Below are 19,004 nucleotides of genomic sequence, written 5' to 3' on the forward strand. Positions count from 1 at the left end.
GGCGGTGCTCACCGACGAACGCCGGCCCGCGCCGGCTCCGCCGCAGCCGCCGGCCGGGCCCGTTCCCCGGCGGCGGCGACCCTGGGCCACCGTGGCGCTGTTCCTGAGCCCCGCACTGGTGCTGTTCGCGGTGCTCGTGCTCGCCCCGATCGCGATCGCCGCGTACGGCAGCTTCTTCGACTGGAACGGTTTCGGGGCGCCCAGCAACTTCGTCGGCCTGGAGAACTTCCGCCGGCTGCTGACCGACGAGGTCTTCGCGGGCGACCTGCGCCGGGCGCTGCTGCTGGTGGTGCTCTCCCTCGGTATCCAGCTGCCGTTCTCGCTGGCCCTGGCCATGCTGCTCAACCAGCCGCTGCGGGGCCGGCGCGCCTACCGGATGCTGTTCTTCACCCCGTACGTGTTGTCCGAGGTCGTCACCGCGGTCCTGTTCACGATGATCTTCTCGCCCAACCAGGGCCTGGCCAACCACATCACCAAGCTGATCGGGCTCGGTGACCTGGGCGCCACCTGGCTGGCCGACCCCGACACCGTGATGTACTCGCTGTTCCTGGTGATCTCGTGGAAGTACTTCGGCTTCCACACGATCCTCTACCTGGCCGGCCGCCAGGGGATCCCGCAGGAGCTGCACGACGCCGCGGCCATCGACGGCGCCGGGCCCTGGCAGGCGTTCCGGCGCATCACCCTGCCGCTGCTGGGTCCCACCATCCGGATCAGCGTGTTCCTGTCGATCCTCGGCACGATCCAGCTGTTCGACATGGTCTGGGTGCTGACCGGCGGCGGCCCGATCCGGTCCTCGGAGACCCTCGCGGTGACGATGTTCCAGGAGGGCTTCAAGCGGTACCACGTCGGCTACGCCAGCGCCATCAGCATGGCGATCTTCCTGATCAGCCTCACCTTCGGGCTGCTGTACCAGCGCTTCGTCCTGCGCCGTGACCTCGAGGGCGCGATCACCACGATCGGAGACCAGCGATGACCACGACCACCGCCACCGGGCGGAGGCCCCGCAACCCCCGTCGTGCCGTCCGCTCGGGCGTGCTGCATGTCGTCAGCATCATCGTGGGCGCGGTGGTGATGGTGCCGATCATCTTCGGTGTCCTGGGCGGCTTCAAGGACAACGGCCAGCTGTTCGCCAACCCGTTCGGCCTGCCGGAGCCGTGGGTGCCCGGCAACTATCTCGACGCCGTGTCGTCGAGCGCGTTCTGGATGCAGGCGACCAACAGTGTCACCGTCGCCATCGCCAGCACGGTGCTGGTGGTGCTGGTCGGCGCGATGGCCGCGTACATCTTCGCCCGGTACGCCTTCCCGGGCCGGGAGGTGATGTTCATGCTGTTCGTCATCGGGCTGATGTTCCCGTTCGCCGTGGCGATCCTGCCGCTGTTCGTCCTGCTGCGGGAGATGAACCTGCTGAACAACCCGCTCGGCGTCATCCTGCCCCAGGCGGCGTTCGGCCTGCCGATCACCATCGTCATCCTGCGCAGTTTCTTCCGCACCATCCCGGCGGAGGTCGAGGAGTCGGCGGTGCTCGACGGCTGTGGCCCGTTCCGGTTCTTCTGGCGCATCCTGCTGCCGATGTCCCGGCCGGCCCTGGGCACCGTCTCCGTGCTCGCGGTGGTCGGCAGCTGGAACAACTTCCTGCTGCCGCTGATCGTCTTCAACGACTCGCGCTGGTGGACGCTGCCGCTGGGCGTCCAGCAGTTCCAGTCGCAGTACTCGGCGGACACCGCACGGATCCTCGCCTACGTGACGCTGGCGATGCTGCCGTCGCTGGTGTGCTACGCGTTCGCCGAGCGGCAACTCATCAGTGGCCTCACGAGCGGGATCGGTAAGTAGGGGCTGAGGTCCAGGTCGCCCTGGACCTCAGCTCCCCGTCAGGCGGTGGTGCAGGCGGAGCCGTTGAGCGCGTACGTGCTCGGGGCTCCGCTGTTGCCGTTGTGGGTGGCCTGGAACCCGAAGCTGACCGACGCTCCGGGGGCCAGGTTGGCGTTGTAGCCGACGTTGGTCGCCGTGACCCGTCCGGACGTGGGCGAGTAGGTGGCGTTCCAGCCGCCGGTGATGCTCTGTCCCGCCGGCAGGGTGAAGGCCAGGGCCCAGCCGTTGATGGCGGCGCTGCCGGTGTTCGTGACGGTGATGTTGCTCGTCAGCCCGTTGTTCCAGGCGTTGATGGTGGCAGTGGCCCGGCAGGCGCCGGTCTCGGGCGCCGGGGTGGTCGGTCCGGGCGTCGTAGGACCGGGTGTCGAGGGTCCGGGCGTCGGGCTCGACGGCGGGGTGGTGCTGCCGAACTGGGTGAAGAACCGCCACACCTCGGCGGAGACCCAGGACGTCGAGGCGTTGCGGTCGGTCGGCAGCGGGACGTGGTCACCGTCGTGCGCGGCCCACTGGACCGGGTATCCGGCCCGGCAGCCCGAGTACGCGGTCGTGATGTGGGTGCCGCTGTTCTGTGCCGGCTCCGGTGGGTTCTGCGCGGTGCAGCCGTTGGCGCGGACGAACGTGTCGCGGATCGACCGGCCCTGCGAGATGTTCAGGACACTGTCCCGGGTGCCGTGGATCCCGAAGTAGGCGACCGGCTGGGTGCCCCCGGCGCATCCGCTGAGCTGGGCGCCGGCGATCGGCGCGACCGCCCGGAAGACGGTGGGCCGGGCGCAGGCCAGCGCGTAGCTCATCGCGCCGCCGTAGCTGAAGCCCAGCGCGAACCGCTGGGCCGGGTCGACGCACAGATCGTTCTCGACCACGCGCAGGATGTCGTCGACCAGGGTGACGTCGCGGCCGCCGGTGTTGGCCCACCCCGCGTCGAGGCCCTGCGGCGCCACGAAGATGGCGCTGTTCTCGGCGCGCTGCTGCAGGCCGTAGAAGCCGTTGCCGACCACGTCGTTGGCGCTGCCGTTGAGCCAGTGCAGCCCGACGACGAGCCGGTACGCCCGGCTGCTGGAGTAGTTGGCCGGCAGCCGCAGGATGTACGAGCGGTTCTGGCCGCCGCTCTGGACGGTGTAGGTCCCGTCGCGCAGGGTCGGCGTCTTGCCGCATCCCGCGGTGGCCGCCGACGCGGTTCCCCCGGTCAGCCCCACGACCCCGGCGGCGACCAGCATCGTCCCGGCGGCGACAGCCGCTCCCAGGTAGCGGCGCCATGGTCTTTCTGTCATCGCAGTCTCCTCTTGACTGTTGTGCTCGGACGGTTCAGGCGACGGTGCAGGGTGAGCCGTTGAGGGTGAAGGAGGCCGGCGCGGCGGTGTTGCCGGTGTGGGTGGCCTGGAACCCGACGGTGACCGACCCGCCGGGGGCGACGGCCGCGTTGTGGCCGACGTTGCGGGCGGTCACCTGGCCGGTGGCGGGGGAGTAGGTGGCGTTCCATCCGGAGGTGATGGCCTGGCCGCCCGGCAGGGTGAAGACCAGGGACCAGCCGTTGACGGCGGTGGCCCCGGTGTTGGTGATGGTGATGTTCGCGGTCAGGCCGGTGTTCCAGGCGCTGATCGTGTCGGTGACCCGGCACGCCCCGGTCGCGGGCGGCGTTGACGGCGGGTTCGACGGTGGGGTGACGGGCGGGGACGTCGGCGGGGTGACGGGCGGTGTGACCGGCGGCGTGACCGGCGGCGTGGTGAGACCGAAGAAGGCGAGGGCGGCGGCGGCCATTCCGGCGCTGGGCAGGCTGTGCCCGGCCCCCTGGATGCTGTACGCCTCGACCTGCACCGTGCCCGTGGCGTCGGCGTAGCGGCGGCGGTTCCAGTTCGCCTGCGGCGTGTCACTGGACGACGGTGTCTGGCTGAGCCCGAACACGTTGGTCCACTGCTCGATCGACTCCTGCAGCAGGGAGTACGGCACCAGCGTGTCGTTCGTGCCGTGCCACAGCTGCACCCGGGGACGAGCGCCGGTGTAGCTCGCTGACGCCTGGCGGACAGCGTCCCCCCACTGCTGCGGCGTGCGGTTCATGTTGCCGCCCGTGCACTGGCCGCCGGGCGGGTAGTCGGCCGCGTTGGCGAAGCAGTTGAAAGGTACGCCCATGAACGCCGCGCCGGCCTTGAACAGGTCGGGGTAGAGGGCAAGCATGTGCTGGGTCATCATGCCGCCGGACGAGCTGCCGGTGGCGTATACCCGGTTCTGGTCGCCGCCGTACTGCCGCCCGGCATAGGCCACCATGGACGCGATCGAGACCGGGTCGCTGCCGCCGTTGCGTTGCTTGGCCGCCGCGGACCAGGTGTCGAAGCACTTGCCGAAGCCGGCTTCCTGCATGGCGGACGGGTAGATCACGATGTAGCCGTACCGGTCGGCCAGCGACGCGAACTCACTGCTCGAATAGAAGCCGGGACCGGAGCCGCCGCAGCCGTGCATGGCCACCACGATGGGCGGATTCGCCGGGCGCGTGTCGGGCACGTAGATGTGCATGCGCATCCCGCCCGGGTTGCTGCCGAAGCTGGTCACCTCGGTCAACGAGGCCGCGTAGGCGGGGCGGGAGGCCGGGACGGCGAGCCCGATGAGGGCCAGCGAGGTGGCGACGGCCAGCAACAGATGACGTCTGATCTTCATGCCTTGTCACTCCTGGGGAAGGCAGAGCCGGTGCACGCCGGATCATCACGGCGCGCGACATCGTCGGGGTCTGCTCGTGACTGCCCTGTGTCACGGCATGCGTCGCGCGGCCCGGCGCGAACCCCGTCGTATGGCAGTTAGCGTGCACCCAGGACCGCAAACTGTCAATCGACGCTGGTCAATCAGGCGATGTCACCGGTTGCCGTTACAGTCGGCGGGACCGCACCCCGGATCTCTGGAGCACCGCGTGACAAGTCCGTACGACATCGAGGAGATCTTTCCGGATGACGCCGCGGAGACGGTGCGGTTGCCCCGCCGGCAGGCGGGCAGCTCCCCGCAGGGGCTGACGGTGACCCTGCTGGCCGACTACACCCTGCGCAACCGGGCCTGGCTGCCGTCGGCGGCCATCGTCGCCCTGCTCGCCGAGGCCGGCGTCAGCGAGGCCGGGGCCCGGACCGCCATCAGCCGGCTGGCCCGCCGTGGCGTGCTGGAAGGCAGCCGGCAGGGCCGGCGCAGCTCCTACCGGCTCACCGCGGCCGCCGCCGGCTTCCTGTCCGTCGGTGGCAGCGCGATCGTCTCGCCCGTCATCGCCGAACCGTGGGACGAGAACTGGACGGTGCTCGCCTTCTCGTTCCCGCGCGAGCAGGCGGCGCAGCGGCGCGCTCTCCGCGCCCAGCTGCGCTGGATGGGGTTCGCCCCGCTGTACGACGGTCTCTGGGTCTCCCCGCGCCGGTTCACCGGGAAAGCCCGGGAACAGCTGGCCGGGTTCGGTGCGACCATGACCGTCTTCCGGGGCCGGCACCTCGAGCCGGAGGCGGGGACCGGCCGCTCACCCCTCGACGCCTGGGACACCGCGGCCATCGCCGGCCGGTACGAGTCCTTCATCGCGACCTGGCGGCCGGTGCTTCCCCGCCTGCACGCGGGCCGGATCCCCGGGCCCGAAGCCGTCCGGGCCCGCACCGGGATCATGGACACCTACCGGCGCCTGCCGATCCTCGATCCGGGGCTGCCCAGCCGGCTGCTGCCGCCGGGATGGCTGCGCGAGCCCGCCCGCGACCTGTTCGTCGCCATCTACGACGGGCTCGCGCCGAACGCCCAGGACCACGTGCGGGCTGTCGCCGCGGCGTACACCGGCGAAGCGCTGAGCGGTATCGGCGCCCACACCGTCGCCGAGCTGGCCGCCGGCCTGCCGGCGTAGTCACTGAGCTCGCCCCGGTGCGGGCGTCCTGGTCAGAGCGTCTCGGTCTGGGCCGGCCCGCTCTCGGCCGGACCGGTGTCGGTCAGGACGGGACGGGCTCCCGCAGGGCGTCCGGGTTGCCCTCGAGCCAGCTGACGTGCTGGGTGACGCCGGTGATCCGCCAGCCGTCCGCGGTGCGGACCAGCTTGTTGTCGTAGGACCCGCGCATCAGGTAGAAGTCGCCGCCCGGGGCGCCCTTCTTGTAGTGCTGGGCGTACATGTAGGAATAGCAGGTGGCCTTGTCGGGGTCGGTCTCGTCGAAGGCGACGCGGTGGTTGGGGCTGATGTGCTGCCGCGCGGTCCAGCCCTCCAGTGCGCCGGCCGCGAAGCCGACGAACTCGTCCCGGGGGAAGTCCGCTGCGGGCAGGCCCGCCTCGGAGAAGTCGATGTGGACCGGGTCGGTCATGGTCGCGGCGAACCCTTTCCAGTCGGCTTCGTCGATCGCGACGGCGTACGCGATGACCAGCTCGATGATCGCGGTGCGGTCCTCGATCCGCTGGATCCTGGCTCCCAGGCTGTCGGTGCTCATGGTGCTCCTGTCCTCGGTCGTGCTCGGTGGCCGGCGGAGGACCCGCCGTGTGGCACCATGGTGTTTGAACGTAGGTAACTTACGAATAGGTTGCTACTTAGAAAAAGTAAGTTGAGATGATCGTGATGTCAAGCGCTCTCCCCCCGCCGCTGTTCGCCGAGTCCGGGCCGGCGGCCGCCGGTGGCGCCTGCGAGACCCTGAGCGAGCCGCTGTCGCAGGTCATGACCCTGCTGGGGAAGCGCTGGACCGGCGTGGTGTGGAGCACGCTCATGCAGGGGCCGGTCTACTTCAGCGACCTCAAGCGCGGCATCCCCGGCATCAACGACCGGATCCTCAACGAGCGCCTCGTCGAGCTCGTCGACCTGGGCCTGGCCACCCGGACGGTGGTCGACGACCGGCCGATCCGGGTGCGGTACGAGCTCACCGAGCACGGCGCGGCGATCCGCCCCGCCCTGGCCGAGCTGACGCGCTGGGCCCAGGACCACCTGCAGAAGGCCACCTCCACCGGCCGGTGAAGCCGGCTGTGACCCAGCTCATAGGAGCCGGTGATCCGTCGCCGGGCGCGGCAGCGATCAACCGGGTGTGAGTACGAACGTGCCGGACGCGGAGCGGTTGCTGCGCCGGGTCGCCCAGGGCGACCTGGCCGCGTTCGACGAGTTGTACCGCCGGACCGCACCGGCGGTCGCGGTCCGGCTGCGGCGCCGGTGCGCCGACGACGGGCTCGTCGCCGAGGTCCTGCAGGACACCTACCTCACCGTGTGGCGCGCGGCCGGGTCGTTCGCCGATCTGCGGCCGCGCGGCGGCGGGGCGGCCGGCTGGCTCTGGACGATCGCCGCGCGCCGGCTGGTCGACGCCCTGCGCCGGCAGGCCCGCCGGCTCGAGGCGCCCGCCGGGGCGCTGCCGGTGCTCAGCATGCCGGCGGCCGAGGACGAGGCGCTGGCCGGCACGGTCGGCGGTGAACTCGGCGCCGCCCTGGCCCAGCTCGCCCCGGAGCTACGCGCGGTCCTGCGCGCCATGGTCCTGGACGGGCTGTCCGTCCGCGAGACGTCGGTCCTGCTGGGACTGCCCGAGGGCACCGTGAAGAGCCGGGCGCGGCGGGCCCGCACCGCGATGAGGGAGGCACTCTCGTGACCGCGCACATCTCGGCGGCGGTGCTGAGGGCGTACGCCACCGGCGAACTCGGTGCCGACGACGCCATGGCCTGGCCGGTGGAGGCGCACCTGGAGGCGTGCCCGCAGTGCCAGGAACGGCTGGCCGACGAGGTGCCGGGGCCGGTCCGCGACATGGTCGCCGAGGCCCGGCTGGCCGTCCTGGCCCAGGCGCGCAACGGCCCGCCACCGGTGCGGCGCCGCCGTCTGCGCCGGCTGTCGCACCGGTGGGCCTCGTGGTCGGTGCTGCCCTGGGCGCTGGTCACCCTCCTGGCTGTCGCCGCCGCGTTCCTGCTCGACGAAACCTTCGCGGCGCGCTCGTCGGTGGTGCTGATGCTGGCGCCGGTGGCGCCCCTCGGCGGGCTGGCGGTCGCCTGGTCGCGGCGGTCGGACCCGGCCTGGGAGACCGTTTCCGGTACGGCCCGCGCCGGCCTCGAACTGTTGCTGCGCCGTACGGTCGTGGTGCTCGTCGTCGTCCTGCCGCTGCTCGCCGCGGTGGGCTGGCGGCTCGGCACGAATCCGGCCCTGTGGCTGCTGCCGTGCCTGGCCTTCACCGCCGCGGCGTTGCTGCTCGGCGGCCTGATCGGGATGAGCCGCGCGGCGGCGCTGCTGGGCGGTGGCTGGATGCTGGCGGTCGCCCTGCCCACGCTCATCGCCGACCGTCAGCCGGTGCTGGTCCAGCCGCAGAGCCTGCCCGGGTGGGCGGTGGCCGCCGTGGCGCTGGCCCTGCTCACCCTGCTGCGGGCCGGAGACCACCGGCACCACACCAGCTGGAAATGACGTCCCGTCGAACGACTAGGAGCATCCATGCGTGCGGTCAGCGCTGACGAACTGGCCCCCTCGACCGAGGCCTGGCCGGTCCAGGCCACCGGCCTGCGGGTCAAGGCGGGCTCCCGGCTCGCCGTCGACGGGCTCGACCTGACCCTGGGGCCCGGCGTCCACGGGCTGCTCGGTCCGAACGGCGCCGGCAAGACCACCCTCATGCGGGCGCTGGCCACCGTGGTCCGGCCCGAGGACGGCCGGCTGCGGCTGCTCGGTCGTGACGTCCGGCAACGCAAGACGCTGCGGACGTTGCGTTCCCGGCTCGGCTATCTGCCCCAGCAGTTCGGCTTCTACCCGAAGTTCACCGTCCGCGACTACGTCGAGTACATGGCCTGGCTGCGGGAGGTGCCCACCACGGCGGTCCCGGCCGCCACCCAGCGCGCCATCGACCGGGTCGGGCTGACCGGCCGCGCCGACTCGCGGCTCCGGTCGCTGTCCGGCGGGATGCTGCGCCGGGCCGGCATCGCCCAGGCCATCGTCAACGAGCCCGAGCTGCTGCTGCTCGACGAGCCGACCGTCGGCCTCGATCCCGGGCAACGGGTCGAGTTCCGCGAGCTGCTGCGCGACCTCGGTGACGGGTCCTGCGTGCTGGTCTCCACCCACCTGGTCGAGGACGTGGTGGCCGCGTGCACCAACGTCCTGCTGCTCGACGAGGGCAGGCTCGTCTTCCGGGGCCTGCCCGGCGAGCTGGCCCGCCTCGGCGCGAGCGACGGCGTCGGGGACAGCGCCGCCGAGCGCGGCTACTCGGTGCTGCTGCGCGAGCACCGGAGCGCCGCATGATCCGCGTCATCCGCACCGAACTGCGCCGCTCCAACGCCATCACGCTCACCGTCCTGCTGCTGCTGGCGAGTGCGCTGGTGCTCACTGCGTCGATGCACCAGTGGAACCGGCAGTGGCTGCTCTTCTCCTATCAGCAGGCGGGCGCTCTGCTGCTGCTCGTACCGCTGGCGCTGGCCGGTGGCGCGATGCTCGGTCGGCGCGAGGCGCGTACCGGGGCGGACGAGCTGATGGGCAGCACCGGCCGTCCCCGCTGGCAGAAGGTCACCCCGCCGGCGGCGGCGCTGGCCGTGGCCGTGGCCGGCGTTCATCTGCTGACGCTGGCGATCGGCGCCACGGTGATCGGCGCGACCGGCGGCCTGGTCAACGCCGTCGGCGCGTTGCCGGCCCTGGTCGACATCACGGTGCTCGTCGGCGCCGGGTGGCTGGGCTTCGCCGCCGCGCGGGCCTGGCCGACACCGGCGCTGCCCCCGGCGCTGGCCGCACTGGTCCTGGTCGGCCAGGTCGCCGTGGAGTTCACCGCCGCGGACAGCCGGCTGCGCAACCTCACGCTCAACCTGCCGCCGCCGGGAAACGCCTGGGAGTCCTTCACCACCGAGGCGCTGCTGGGACGGCTGGCGCTCGGCGCCGGCCTGCTCCTGGGTGGTCTGCTGCTCGGCGTCGGCGCGTCCCGGCTCCTGCGGGCCACGGGCCTCGCTGCGGCGGCCGCGGGGATGGTGCTCGCCGTCGTCATCACGCCCCTCGGTCTGGGCGCCCGGTACCGGGTGGACGCGGCCGCGCAACGCCTGGTCTGCGCCGACGGCACGCCACAGGTGTGTGTCACCGCCGGGTACGCCCACGAACTGCCGACCGTGACCCCGGCGGTGCGCCGAGCACTCACCCTGCTGGCCAAACTGCCCGGCGCACCGACGCGGGCGGTCCAGTGGCGCGCCGACGCCGCCTCCACCTTCGACCCCGCCCAGTTCCGCGGCACCACGCCGAAGACCGAACCGGGCACGGTCCTGTTCCGCGTCGACCCCGACAACCGCCTCGGCGGCACGGGTGACCTGTTCCGGCTGAGAGCGCTGGACGCCACGGCCCTGACCGCGAACATCGTCAACGGCGCCGGTACCACCATGAACGGCTGCCACCTCGGCGACACGGTGGCGCTGGGCGCGGCCGGCGCCTGGCTGATGGGCGTCGACGTCCCGCCCGTGACCGACCTCCAGTTCAGCTACGACGAAGGCGTCCGCGCTGAGATCGCGGCGACCGTCCGCGCCCTGCGGAACCTCCCCGAGCGCGAACAGGTACGCCGGGTGACCGCCCTGCGCGACGCGGCCGACGCCTGCCGCACCGAAGACCTGCGCAGCATCCTCACCGGCGCACCGGTCGCATGATCACCGGCTGGCTGCCGCTCTACCTGCGCTCACGCCGCGTCCCGCTCGCCGCGCCGATGTCCCTGGCCGCGGTCGCCGCGGTCACGCTGCTCTGGTCCACCTCGGCCGACGGGCCCGAGGTGGGCCCCGGCCTGGCCGCCCTCACGGTCGTGCTGGCGCTGGCCCCGCTGATCCCCACCCTGACCGGCGACGACGACTCCCTGGAAGGCGCGACGGCGCTGCCCTGGCCACCGCGGCGGGTCCTGCACCTGCTCGCCGCCGGTACGTTCGTCGCGGCCCTGCTGCTGGTGGCCCGGGCAGCCGGCGCCGACTTCGGCCCGGCCGGGCAGATCATCCGCAACAGCGCCGGTCTGGCCGGGCTGATCGGGCTCGGCGTCGCGCTGCTCGGTCCCCGGCTCGCCTGGGCCGCCCCGATCGGGTGGGCGGCTTTGCAGGCGATGCTGGCCGGGACGGGTGGACCCGGCTGGCAGCAATCCCTGTTCTGGCTGATCCAGCCGGCCGGCAGCGTCCCGGCGGCGCTCACCGCGGCGGTGCTGCTGCTGGCCGGGGTGATCGGTTACGCCGTACGCACGAGCCCGCCCACCGCAGCGAACGAGGCCACGATGAGCCGGTAGCGGGTGTTCGGCAACGCCGCCGCGGGCACGCCACTGATGCAGGCCGGTCCGCGGGCCGGGATCGACCTGCCGCTGCGGATCCTGGTGTGGTCCCAGGACGGCGAGACCCGCGTCGCGTTCCGTGATCCCCGGACCCTGGCCGAAGGTTTCCTGCTCGCGGAGCAGACCGGGACGCTGGACCGGCTCCGCGGCGTCCTGGACGCCCTGGTGGCCGAGGTGAGCGGCTGACGCCGACCGGCTGGGACGGACCGGGGAGCCGCTCGGAGCGGCTCCCCGTCGTCGCTCAGGCGAGGTAGCGGGTGCGGCGGCGCCGGGTTACCACGACGGCAGTCGCGCCGGCCAGCAGCAGCGCGACGCCCGCGCCGGCCGCCAGGGTCGCGTTGACGCCGGTGACCGGTAGCCCGCCGCCCTCACCACCGGTGTCGCCACCCTCGCCGCCGCCACCGGTCGCGTCACCGGTGCCGGCGGGCGGGTTGATCAGCAGCTCGGCGGTGTTGTTGGCGGCGTTGCGGTCGGGCCCGTAGACGCCGTCCTCGGCGGTTTCGGTGCGGGCGGTGATGGTGCCTCGGCCCGTACCGCTGATGGTGATCTTCAGGGCCCAGGTCGCGGTCTCGCCGACCGCGAGTCCGCCGCTGAGGCAGCGGTATTCGCCGGCCTTGCCGTCGACAGGGACGCAGTTGCGGTCGGCCTCGGCGACGGCGGTGCCCGCCGGGAGCACGACGTGGGCGCTGGGGAACCGGTCCCACGCGTCGATGACGGCCGGGCCGAGGTTCTTGACCCCGATCGTCGCGGTGACCGTCTCGCCGGCCTCGCCGCGGACGGTCGTACCGATGGCGGCCAGGTCGGGCAGGTTCCGGCCGGTCACGTCGACCACGACGTGGGTGAAGTTGTCGACGGCCGAAACCTCCGTCTGCGGGACGGCCCGCCGGGCCGCCGACGCCTTCTCCACCAGCTGCAGCGCCGGGCCGGTGCCCGGCTTGCCGCCGCGCCGGCGGATGGCCGCCATCGAGTCGGCCGCGTCGTCGGGGGTCTGCCATTCGGCGTACGTGTCGAAAGTCGACGGTGCCGGCGCGTCCGCGCCCAGCCGGACCGAGACGGGTGCGGCCGGCGCGTACTGCTTGCCGGCGGCCAGCTCCCGGTCGAAGACGCAGTAGAACTCCACGTCGGTGTAGACGCAGTTGCTGTACTGCGGCCGGTACGACGCGCTGCGGGAACCGCTGCTGGAGCTCAGCACCGCGCCCCGCACGACCCGGGACCCGGCGTTGCGGACGGTGGGGGACAACGCCAGCGTCGAACCGGCGTCGCCGGCCAGAGTGATCTCCGGCCCGGCCACCAGGTTCACCGCCTCGGCCACGGTCACCTCGCCGGTCGCCGCGCGGGACAGCCCGGCCGCCTCGACGGTGACCGCGTACGTGCCGGTCGCGCCCGCGACGGCGCCGGGAGCCGCCTTCAGATCCAGGAACGCCGGGTACGCGTCGATGATCGAGACGTTGAGCGTGTCGTACGTGCAGGTGGTCCGCGGGCCCGCGGTGTCGCAGTCACCACCGAACGTCGGGCGCGCATCCGCCACGGTCGCCACCCCGGCCAGACCGGTGGCGTCGATGACCACCTTGACGCCGGTCAGCAAGACGTCGGTGTCGCTGTCGTTGCGCAGCCGCACGGCGATGCCCGTGGCGGTCGAACTCGTCGGCACGAGCACGTCCGACGCCTCGAGCTGGATCCGGTCGGCCGGCGCGGCGTGGGCGACGCCGGGCACCGCGAGCGCCGCTGCCGCGAGCACGACTGCCAGCGCCGGCAGCCGCCGGGCACGTAGAAATGACACGATGTTCCTCCCCGTGGTGTACGGCGAGGAATCCTAGCCAATCGATGCCAGGCGGTCACCGCGGCCGTGCTGACCTCGCCGGGGCGTAATCCGGGAGGCCCCGGGGTACCGGGGCCGCGTGACGGATCAGGGGTCGGCCGGGCGGGTCGCGGTGGTGTGGCAGCGGCTGCGCGACCGGATCGGCTGGCTGGACCATGTGGTCCGGGCCGGGGTGCGCTACGACGAGGCCGACGGTGGCCGGCTCGCCGCCGCGGTGACGTACTACGCGTTCTTCGCCACGTTCTCGCTGGGCCTGCTGGCGTTCGCCGTCTTCGGCTTCGTCCTGGAAGATCCGGCCGTGCTGCACGCGGTGGAACGGTACGCGGAGGAGAACCTGCCCACCGTCGATGTACACGCGTGGCGCAACGCGCGGAACACCGCGGGTGTCGTCGCGTTCGTCGGGTTGCCGGTCACCGGCTGGTTCTGGATCGACGCGCTGCGCTCGTCGATCCGCCGGATCTGGGATCTGCCCGAGTATCCGGGCCGGCTCGTCCTGCGGATCCTCGTCGACCTGGGCGTGCTGGTCGGGCTGGGCGTCCTGCTGGCGGCCTCACTGTCGGTGGCCTATGCGACCACCGTGGTCGCGAACCGGCTGGTCGACGCGGCGGACACCGGCGCCGGCCCGTCGCGGTGGCTGCTGGCCACGGTCGGTCTCCTGCTCGGCCTCGCCGTGAACATGGTCCTGGCCGCCGGCATGCTCACCGGCCTGCCCCGGGTGAAGATGCCCGTGCGCCGGGTCCTGGGGCCGGCGTTGCTGATCGCCGTCGGGCTCGAACTGCTCAAGACCCTGGGCCGGCTGTACGTGGAGCGCACCGAGGCCAATCCGACGTACCACCTCGTCGCCGGCTCGGTCGGGCTGCTGGTCTTCCTCAACGCCGTCAACCAGCTGGTCCTGTTCGCCGCCGCGCTGACGGCGACCAGCACAGCCGGCCGTCCGGCCGACCTCGCCACGCCGGGCGACGATGACGCGAGCCCGGCGGCCGACGATGACGCGAGCCCGGCCGCCGACGACACGGCCTGAGGTCGCTCCCGGCGGCGGCCCCGGGCCGGCCGAACCTGCGGTCAGCCCGCGGTCCGGAACGGGGCCAGAGTCGCCCGGATGTGGTCGGCCGCGCCCCAGTCGTCGTCGAACTGGGCCAGCACGGCGAGGTGCTGTCGCAGCTGGACGATCGGCATCCGGGCCGGCCAGCCGGCGCCGAGTGAGGTCAGCTCGGCGTAGCGCGCGAAGAACCGCTGCGCCTCCGGCGGCGGCACGGTGGACCACACGTGGGCGAGGTCGACCTCGGCCCACATGTAGGACACCGCCGGGTCGATCAGCGCCGGCCGGCCGTCCGGGGTGGCCAGCAGGTTCTGGGTCCACAGGTCGCCGTGGGTCAGGCAGGGCGGCCGGTCCGGCAGCAGCTCGGGCAGGCGGTGACACAGCCGTTCCAGGGCCGCCCGGTCGCCCGCGTCGAGTGCCGCCTCGACGCGGGGTTCGCCGAGCCACCGCAGCAGCCGATGCTCGGCGAAGAAGGCGAAACCGTCGGCGCTCCAGGTGTTGCTCTGCCGGCGACGGCCCAGCCAGTTGTCGCGGTGCCACCCGAAACGCTGGTGGACGGTGCTCAGATGCAGGCGGGCCAGCGTGTGCGCGAACTGCTCCCAGAAGTCCGCGCTGGACGGACGCGGTCGCAGCACCGACAACACGAGCAGTTCCCGATCCGCCCGGATCACGTCGGGTGTCGCCACGCCGCCGAGCTCCCGCAGAGCCGTCAGCCCCTCGGCCTCCGCAGTGAAGACGTCGTCGTCCGGTGGATCGGCGAAGGCCTTGACGAACACCGGCGGCGCGTCCCGGCGGGTTGCTATGCCCGCGAGCGCCGCCAGCCCACCGCTCACCGGCTCGACCGTGACCACATCGCGAAGCCCGGCCCGATGCAGGCAGTCGAGGAGGAACGTCGCCGAGTGCGTCACGAGAGCTCCTCTGCCGAGGTTGACTGTCCCTGTCACTCCCAGGATCGCGGGAGGTCTCCCTGCGGTGCGGACCGGGCCGCACGCTTGAGGCTATGACAGTGAACACGCTCGGTGGAGTATTCGAGATCAAGAACGGCCCGGCCCTGGTACGGATGGGCTACGGCGCCATGCAGCTCGCCGGACCGCGCGTCTGGGGCCCGCCCCGGGACCGCGCCGCGGCGGTGGCGGTGCTCCGGTCGGCGGTCGAGGCGGGCGTCAACCACATCGACACCGCGGACTTCTACGGCCCGCACGTGACCAACGAGATCATCCGGGAGGCGCTGGCGCCGTACGGTGACGACCTGCACATCGTCACCAAGGTCGGCTCGGTGCGCGACGACGACGGCGGCTGGCCGCACGCCCGCTCGCCGCGGCAGCTGCGCGAGCAGGTCGAGTCGAACCTGCGCACCCTCGGCGTCGAGGCGCTGGATGTGGTCAACCTGCGCGTGGGCGGCGGCGCGGACGGGCATTCCCCGGTGCCGGGCTCGATCGCGGAGCCGTTCGGGGCGCTGGCCGAGCTGCGCGAGCAGGGCAAGATCCGGCATCTCGGGGTGTCGGTCGCCGACGCCGCGCAGATCCGCGAGGCCCGGTCGATCGCGCCGATCGTGACCGTGCAGAACTGGTACAACATCGCGCACCGCGGCGACGAGGCGATCATCGCCGACCTGCACGCCCAGGGCATCTCCTACGTGCCGTTCTGGCCGCTGGGCGGGTTCAATCCGCTGCAGTCGGGGGTGCTGGACGCGGTGGCGGCGCGGCTGGGGCAGCCGGCGAAGGCGGTCGCCCTGGCCTGGCTGCTGCACCGGTCGCCCAACATCCTGCTGATCCCGGGTACGTCGTCGGTGGCGCACCTGCACGAGAACCTCGCCGCCGCGACCCTCGACCTGGACGCCGGGAGCATCGCCGAGCTCGACGCCGTCGCCGCGTGAGTGGGGGTCGCAGGACCAGGCACCGGCGCGCGCCGCGGCCTACCGTGAAGCCATGAGCGTCGAGTCGAACCCGCTGGGCGACTACCTGCGTGCCCGCCGCGAGCTCGTGACCCCCGAGCAGGCCGGGATCCCCGTGCTGGGCCTGCGGCGGGTGCCCGGGCTGCGCCGGGAGGAGGTCGCGATGCTCGCCGGGATCAGCGCCGACTACTACCTGCGCCTGGAGCAGGGCCGCGACCGCAACCCGTCCGTGCAGGTGCTGGAAGCGCTGGCCCGGGTGCTGCACCTGGACGACGACGCGACGGCGTACCTGCTCGGTCTGGGGGCGGAGAAGCCCCGCCGCTCGCGGCGCCGCCCCAGGCGCGAGAACGTCCCGGCCGGCGTCGCGAAGCTCGTCGCCACGCTGTCGCTGCCCGCGTTCGTGGAGGGCCGGTACTTCGACGTCCTGGCGGCCAACGCGCTGGCGACCGCACTGTCGCCGCGCCTGGTGGTGGGCGGCAACCGGCTGCGCGACGTCTTCCTGGAGCCGGCCGAGCGCGAGCTCTACCCGGACTGGGACGCGGACACCGAACGCCTGGTCGCGGGTTTCCGGGAATCCGTCGGCACCGACACCGACGACCCCCGCTTCATCGAGCTGGTCGGCGAGGTGTCGCTGGCCAGCCCGCGTTTCCGGCAGCTGTGGGGACGCCACGACGTACGGGTCCGCGAAGGCGCCCCGATGCACCTCGACCACCCGCAGGTGGGTGAGCTGCGCCTGAACCGCGAGAAGCTCGGCATCAGCGGCACCGCCGGTCAGATGCTCGTCATCTACCACCCGGACGCGGGCACCGACGCCGCCGACAAGCTGGCCCTGCTGGCCTCGGCGGCGTTGACGCCCGCCGACCTGCCCCGCGCTGCGCGCCCGCGCTGAGCCTGCCCGCCTCACCGGACCAGGACGAGTTTGCCGTCGACCTCCCTCGGATTTCCCTCGGCCGAACCTACCCGGAGCTGAGGCAGGGGTGAGGCCCGGCGCGGCGAGCGGCTGAAGGCTCTCGATGTATCGTCCTGCCCGTGACTGATCCACTCCTGCCCGGGGATCCGGCCGAGCTGGGCGGCTACCGGCTGCTCGGGCGGCTCGGCCAGGGTGGCATGGGTGCCGTCTACCTCGGGCGGGACGCCGGCGGCCGGCTGGTCGCCGTCAAGATGATCCGGCCCGAGTACGCCGACGACACCGAGTTCCGCGGCCGGTTCCGCAGCGAGGTCAACCGGGCCCGGCAGGTGCCGCCGTTCTGCACGGCCGAGGTGCTCGACGCCGACCCCGACCATCCCACCCCGTACCTGGTGGTCGAGTACGTGGACGGGCCGAGCCTGGCGCAGGTGATCGCCGAGCACGGCCCGCTCACCGGCGGCAGCCTGCACAGCGTCGCGGTCGGGGTGGCCACCGCACTCGCCGCGATCCACGGTGCCGGGGTGATCCACCGCGACCTCAAGCCGGCCAACGTGCTGTTCGCGCTGGGCACCCCCAAGGTCATCGACTTCGGTATCGCGCGCGCCTTCGAGGCGACGAGCCAGCACACGCGTACCGATCAGATGGTCGGCACCGTCGCCTACATGGCGCCGGAACGCTTCGACACCGATCATCGGGGCGTCGTCGGCCCGGCCGCGGACGTGTTCGCCTGGGGCGCCGTCGTCGCGTACGCCGGCACCGGCCGTACCCCCTTCCGGGCGGATTCGGCCGCGGCGACCGCGGCCCGGATCCTGACCCAGCCGCCGGAGCTGTCCGGGCTGCCGGAGCCGCTGCGCCGGGTGGTGGCCCGCACGCTGGCCAAGGACCCGGTGGAACGGCCCACCGCGCACGAGCTGCTCGACCTGTTGCTGGACCTGGGCACCGACGAGCGGACCGAGCTGATCCGCCCGGAGCTGCTGGAGGTGGCCACGGCCGCGCAGCGCACCCATCGGATCCTGCGGGGTGGTCCGCGGCCGGGCCGGACCCGGCGGCTGGTGCTGGCCGGTGCGGCCGTGCTGGTGCTGGCCGTGGCGGGTCTGGTGACCGCCCAGGTGCTGCCCCGGCTGGGTCTGGCCACCACCGTGCAGACCGGCGCGACGGACGGCGCAGGTCCGGTGCCGGCGCCGTCCTGGCAGCGGGCCGCGGGCGGGCCGGCGATCGTCGACCGCCTGGACCGGCCCGGCCAGTGGCGGGACACGCGCACCGACGCCGACGGGCGGTGCGTCTTCTCCGAGGGCCGGCTCGAGGCGCGCACCGGGATGTCGCCGGTGTACCGCTGCGAAGGGCCACCGGAGTCCTTCACCGGGGACCAGGCGGTCACCGTCGACGCGGCGATCCTCACCCCGGGGGCATGCGCGGTGATCTGGTTCCGCGCCGCCGGGGCGCGGGCCTACCTGGTGTCGGTCTGCGAGACCGAGGTCCGGCTGGGCGTGGACACCGAGGACGGCGTCACCGGCGAGGTGAAAGCCCCGCTGACCGGTACGGAGCTGGGCGGCGCCCGCCCGGTGGAGGTTGTCGTGCAGGACGAGCAGGCAACCGTCTCGGTGGCGGGTGCGGCGCTGCTCACCACCCGGCTCGACCAGGAGTCCCTCGCCGCCGGCCGGGTCACGTTCGGCGTCATCGACGACGTCATCAGCGGCGACGCCCGGGCCGCGTTCGCCCATGCGGAGGTCGTGAAACTGTGAAGTGGAAACTGCTGGCCGTGGTGCTGGTGCTGGTGGCCGGCGGGTGCGGCACCAGTACGCCGGAAGCCCCCGCCCCGTCCGTGCCGGTGCCCGTGTCGTCGGCGCCGCCGGCGAGCAGGAAGCCGGTGCCGCAGCCCCGGTTCGCGGACCTCACTCAGGGCAGCACCACCTCGGTGGTGAAGCTGCACGGGTACGACCCGCGGAACGCCTCCACCGTCGTCGAGCCGATCATCTTCATGACCGGCGACGCGTACTGCCGCGCCTTCAAGATCAAGCGCTCGGACGGGCGGTGCGTCAATCACGCGTATGTGACGGAGGAGAGCCACACCAAGGTCACCGTCCCGATCGCGGCGAAGGTGAAGTACTACACGTGGGAGGACTCCAACGGTGACGTGTGCATCGACGCTCCCGAGAAGGGCGGCACCTGTCCGATGACGCAGCGGGAGTTCGCCGGCTGGTTCAAGCTCAACAAGCAGGCCATGGTCGCTGTGGCCACCGAGAACGGTGAGTTGACCCGGATGGCCATCGTCTACACCCCCTGAG

The 19,004-nt window shown here is 72.7% G+C and carries 20 protein-coding genes; 15 read left to right on the plus strand and 5 right to left on the minus strand.

What is annotated here, in order from left to right; all coding sequences use genetic code 11:
• The first annotated feature begins 4 nt into the window (after positions 1 to 4).
• Positions 5 to 973, plus strand: a complete 969-nt coding sequence (locus tag Aau02nite_RS39475) for a carbohydrate ABC transporter permease (RefSeq protein WP_212993769.1) — start codon at positions 5 to 7, stop codon at positions 971 to 973.
• Entirely contained in the window at positions 970 to 1,830 is an 861-nt protein-coding gene (locus tag Aau02nite_RS39480; RefSeq protein ID WP_212993770.1) for a carbohydrate ABC transporter permease, read from the plus strand. Before Aau02nite_RS39475 ends, Aau02nite_RS39480 begins: the two co-directional genes overlap by 4 nt.
• 38 nt (positions 1,831 to 1,868) lie before the next feature.
• Here Aau02nite_RS39480 and Aau02nite_RS39485 read toward each other — a convergent pair whose 3' ends face one another.
• Positions 1,869 to 3,137, minus strand: a complete 1,269-nt coding sequence (locus Aau02nite_RS39485; RefSeq protein WP_212993771.1) for a CE1 family esterase — start codon at positions 3,135 to 3,137, stop codon at positions 1,869 to 1,871.
• Positions 3,138 to 3,171: 34 nt separating this feature from the next.
• Positions 3,172 to 4,515 carry an extracellular catalytic domain type 1 short-chain-length polyhydroxyalkanoate depolymerase gene (locus tag Aau02nite_RS39490; RefSeq protein ID WP_212993772.1) on the minus strand — a complete coding sequence of 448 codons (1,344 nt, stop codon included), beginning with the start codon at positions 4,513 to 4,515 and terminating at the stop codon, positions 3,172 to 3,174.
• Positions 4,516 to 4,762: 247 nt separating this feature from the next.
• Here Aau02nite_RS39490 and Aau02nite_RS39495 point away from each other — a divergent pair, with 247 nt between their 5' ends.
• Complete coding sequence (locus Aau02nite_RS39495; protein ID WP_212993773.1) at positions 4,763 to 5,713, plus strand: PaaX family transcriptional regulator; 951 nt, start codon at positions 4,763 to 4,765, stop codon at positions 5,711 to 5,713.
• Positions 5,714 to 5,795: 82 nt separating this feature from the next.
• Here the strand turns inward: Aau02nite_RS39495 and Aau02nite_RS39500 are convergent, their stop codons facing one another.
• Positions 5,796 to 6,281 carry a nuclear transport factor 2 family protein gene (locus tag Aau02nite_RS39500; RefSeq protein WP_212993774.1) on the minus strand — a complete coding sequence of 162 codons (486 nt, stop codon included), beginning with the start codon at positions 6,279 to 6,281 and terminating at the stop codon, positions 5,796 to 5,798.
• Positions 6,282 to 6,406: 125 nt separating this feature from the next.
• Here Aau02nite_RS39500 and Aau02nite_RS39505 point away from each other — a divergent pair, with 125 nt between their 5' ends.
• The 7 genes from Aau02nite_RS39505 to Aau02nite_RS39535 all read left to right on the plus strand — a co-directional run bounded on the left by Aau02nite_RS39505 (position 6,407) and on the right by Aau02nite_RS39535 (position 11,246).
• A complete protein-coding gene (locus Aau02nite_RS39505) occupies positions 6,407 to 6,796 on the plus strand; it encodes a winged helix-turn-helix transcriptional regulator (RefSeq protein WP_212993775.1) in 390 nt (129 codons plus the stop codon).
• A gap of 67 nt (positions 6,797 to 6,863) precedes the next feature.
• Complete coding sequence (locus Aau02nite_RS39510; protein ID WP_246595793.1) at positions 6,864 to 7,412, plus strand: RNA polymerase sigma factor; 549 nt, start codon at positions 6,864 to 6,866, stop codon at positions 7,410 to 7,412.
• Positions 7,409 to 8,209: a cupin domain-containing protein gene (locus tag Aau02nite_RS39515; RefSeq protein ID WP_212993776.1), complete on the plus strand. Its 801-nt coding sequence runs from the start codon at positions 7,409 to 7,411 to the stop codon at positions 8,207 to 8,209. Before Aau02nite_RS39510 ends, Aau02nite_RS39515 begins: the two co-directional genes overlap by 4 nt.
• A 27-nt stretch (positions 8,210 to 8,236) precedes the next feature.
• Positions 8,237 to 9,031 (plus strand): ABC transporter ATP-binding protein, encoded by a 795-nt coding sequence (locus Aau02nite_RS39520; RefSeq protein WP_212993777.1) that lies wholly within the window; start codon positions 8,237 to 8,239, stop codon positions 9,029 to 9,031.
• On the plus strand, positions 9,028 to 10,404 hold the full coding sequence (locus Aau02nite_RS39525; protein ID WP_212993778.1) for a hypothetical protein: 1,377 nt from the start codon (positions 9,028 to 9,030) through the stop codon (positions 10,402 to 10,404). The genes Aau02nite_RS39520 and Aau02nite_RS39525 overlap by 4 nt, the downstream gene beginning before the upstream one ends.
• Entirely contained in the window at positions 10,401 to 11,018 is a 618-nt protein-coding gene (locus tag Aau02nite_RS39530) for a hypothetical protein (RefSeq protein ID WP_246595794.1), read from the plus strand. The genes Aau02nite_RS39525 and Aau02nite_RS39530 overlap by 4 nt, the downstream gene beginning before the upstream one ends.
• A 3-nt stretch (positions 11,019 to 11,021) precedes the next feature.
• A complete protein-coding gene (locus Aau02nite_RS39535) occupies positions 11,022 to 11,246 on the plus strand; it encodes a DUF302 domain-containing protein (RefSeq protein WP_212993779.1) in 225 nt (74 codons plus the stop codon).
• 55 nt (positions 11,247 to 11,301) lie between these two features.
• Here the strand turns inward: Aau02nite_RS39535 and Aau02nite_RS39540 are convergent, their stop codons facing one another.
• A complete protein-coding gene (locus tag Aau02nite_RS39540; protein ID WP_212993780.1) occupies positions 11,302 to 12,840 on the minus strand; it encodes a DUF11 domain-containing protein in 1,539 nt (512 codons plus the stop codon).
• 118 nt (positions 12,841 to 12,958) lie between these two features.
• Between Aau02nite_RS39540 and Aau02nite_RS39545 the strand changes: the two genes are divergently transcribed.
• Positions 12,959 to 13,900: a YihY/virulence factor BrkB family protein gene (locus Aau02nite_RS39545; protein ID WP_246595795.1), complete on the plus strand. Its 942-nt coding sequence runs from the start codon at positions 12,959 to 12,961 to the stop codon at positions 13,898 to 13,900.
• Between the two features lie 41 nt (positions 13,901 to 13,941).
• Here Aau02nite_RS39545 and Aau02nite_RS39550 read toward each other — a convergent pair whose 3' ends face one another.
• A complete protein-coding gene (locus tag Aau02nite_RS39550; protein WP_212993781.1) occupies positions 13,942 to 14,826 on the minus strand; it encodes a fructosamine kinase family protein in 885 nt (294 codons plus the stop codon).
• Between the two features lie 92 nt (positions 14,827 to 14,918).
• Between Aau02nite_RS39550 and Aau02nite_RS39555 the strand changes: the two genes are divergently transcribed.
• From Aau02nite_RS39555 to Aau02nite_RS39570, 4 genes are all read left to right on the plus strand, one after another.
• Positions 14,919 to 15,794 (plus strand): oxidoreductase, encoded by an 876-nt coding sequence (locus Aau02nite_RS39555; protein ID WP_212993782.1) that lies wholly within the window; start codon positions 14,919 to 14,921, stop codon positions 15,792 to 15,794.
• A 52-nt stretch (positions 15,795 to 15,846) separates the two neighbouring features.
• Positions 15,847 to 16,701 carry a helix-turn-helix domain-containing protein gene (locus Aau02nite_RS39560; RefSeq protein WP_212993783.1) on the plus strand — a complete coding sequence of 285 codons (855 nt, stop codon included), beginning with the start codon at positions 15,847 to 15,849 and terminating at the stop codon, positions 16,699 to 16,701.
• A 140-nt stretch (positions 16,702 to 16,841) separates the two neighbouring features.
• Positions 16,842 to 18,461 carry a serine/threonine-protein kinase gene (locus Aau02nite_RS39565; protein ID WP_212993784.1) on the plus strand — a complete coding sequence of 540 codons (1,620 nt, stop codon included), beginning with the start codon at positions 16,842 to 16,844 and terminating at the stop codon, positions 18,459 to 18,461.
• Positions 18,458 to 19,003 carry a hypothetical protein gene (locus tag Aau02nite_RS39570; RefSeq protein WP_212993785.1) on the plus strand — a complete coding sequence of 182 codons (546 nt, stop codon included), beginning with the start codon at positions 18,458 to 18,460 and terminating at the stop codon, positions 19,001 to 19,003. Before Aau02nite_RS39565 ends, Aau02nite_RS39570 begins: the two co-directional genes overlap by 4 nt.
• Position 19,004: the final 1 nt, after the last annotated feature.

This window comes from Actinoplanes auranticolor, from assembly GCF_018332655.1.
GTDB classification, from domain to species: domain Bacteria; phylum Actinomycetota; class Actinomycetes; order Mycobacteriales; family Micromonosporaceae; genus Actinoplanes; species Actinoplanes auranticolor.

Excerpts from the sequence above, each read along its gene's own strand:
- Aau02nite_RS39480 (WP_212993770.1), top strand. The coding sequence starts at position 970 with ATGACCACGACCACCGCCACCGGGCGGAGGCCCCGCAACCCCCGTCGT.
- Aau02nite_RS39485 (WP_212993771.1), bottom strand. The coding sequence starts at position 3,137 with ATGACAGAAAGACCATGGCGCCGCTACCTGGGAGCGGCTGTCGCCGCC.
- Aau02nite_RS39490 (WP_212993772.1), bottom strand. The coding sequence starts at position 4,515 with ATGAAGATCAGACGTCATCTGTTGCTGGCCGTCGCCACCTCGCTGGCC.
- Aau02nite_RS39500 (WP_212993774.1), bottom strand. The coding sequence starts at position 6,281 with ATGAGCACCGACAGCCTGGGAGCCAGGATCCAGCGGATCGAGGACCGC.
- Aau02nite_RS39505 (WP_212993775.1), top strand. The coding sequence starts at position 6,407 with ATGTCAAGCGCTCTCCCCCCGCCGCTGTTCGCCGAGTCCGGGCCGGCG.
- Aau02nite_RS39520 (WP_212993777.1), top strand. The coding sequence starts at position 8,237 with ATGCGTGCGGTCAGCGCTGACGAACTGGCCCCCTCGACCGAGGCCTGG.
- Aau02nite_RS39525 (WP_212993778.1), top strand. The coding sequence starts at position 9,028 with ATGATCCGCGTCATCCGCACCGAACTGCGCCGCTCCAACGCCATCACG.
- Aau02nite_RS39530 (WP_246595794.1), top strand. The coding sequence starts at position 10,401 with ATGATCACCGGCTGGCTGCCGCTCTACCTGCGCTCACGCCGCGTCCCG.
- Aau02nite_RS39555 (WP_212993782.1), top strand. The coding sequence starts at position 14,919 with ATGACAGTGAACACGCTCGGTGGAGTATTCGAGATCAAGAACGGCCCG.
- Aau02nite_RS39560 (WP_212993783.1), top strand. The coding sequence starts at position 15,847 with ATGAGCGTCGAGTCGAACCCGCTGGGCGACTACCTGCGTGCCCGCCGC.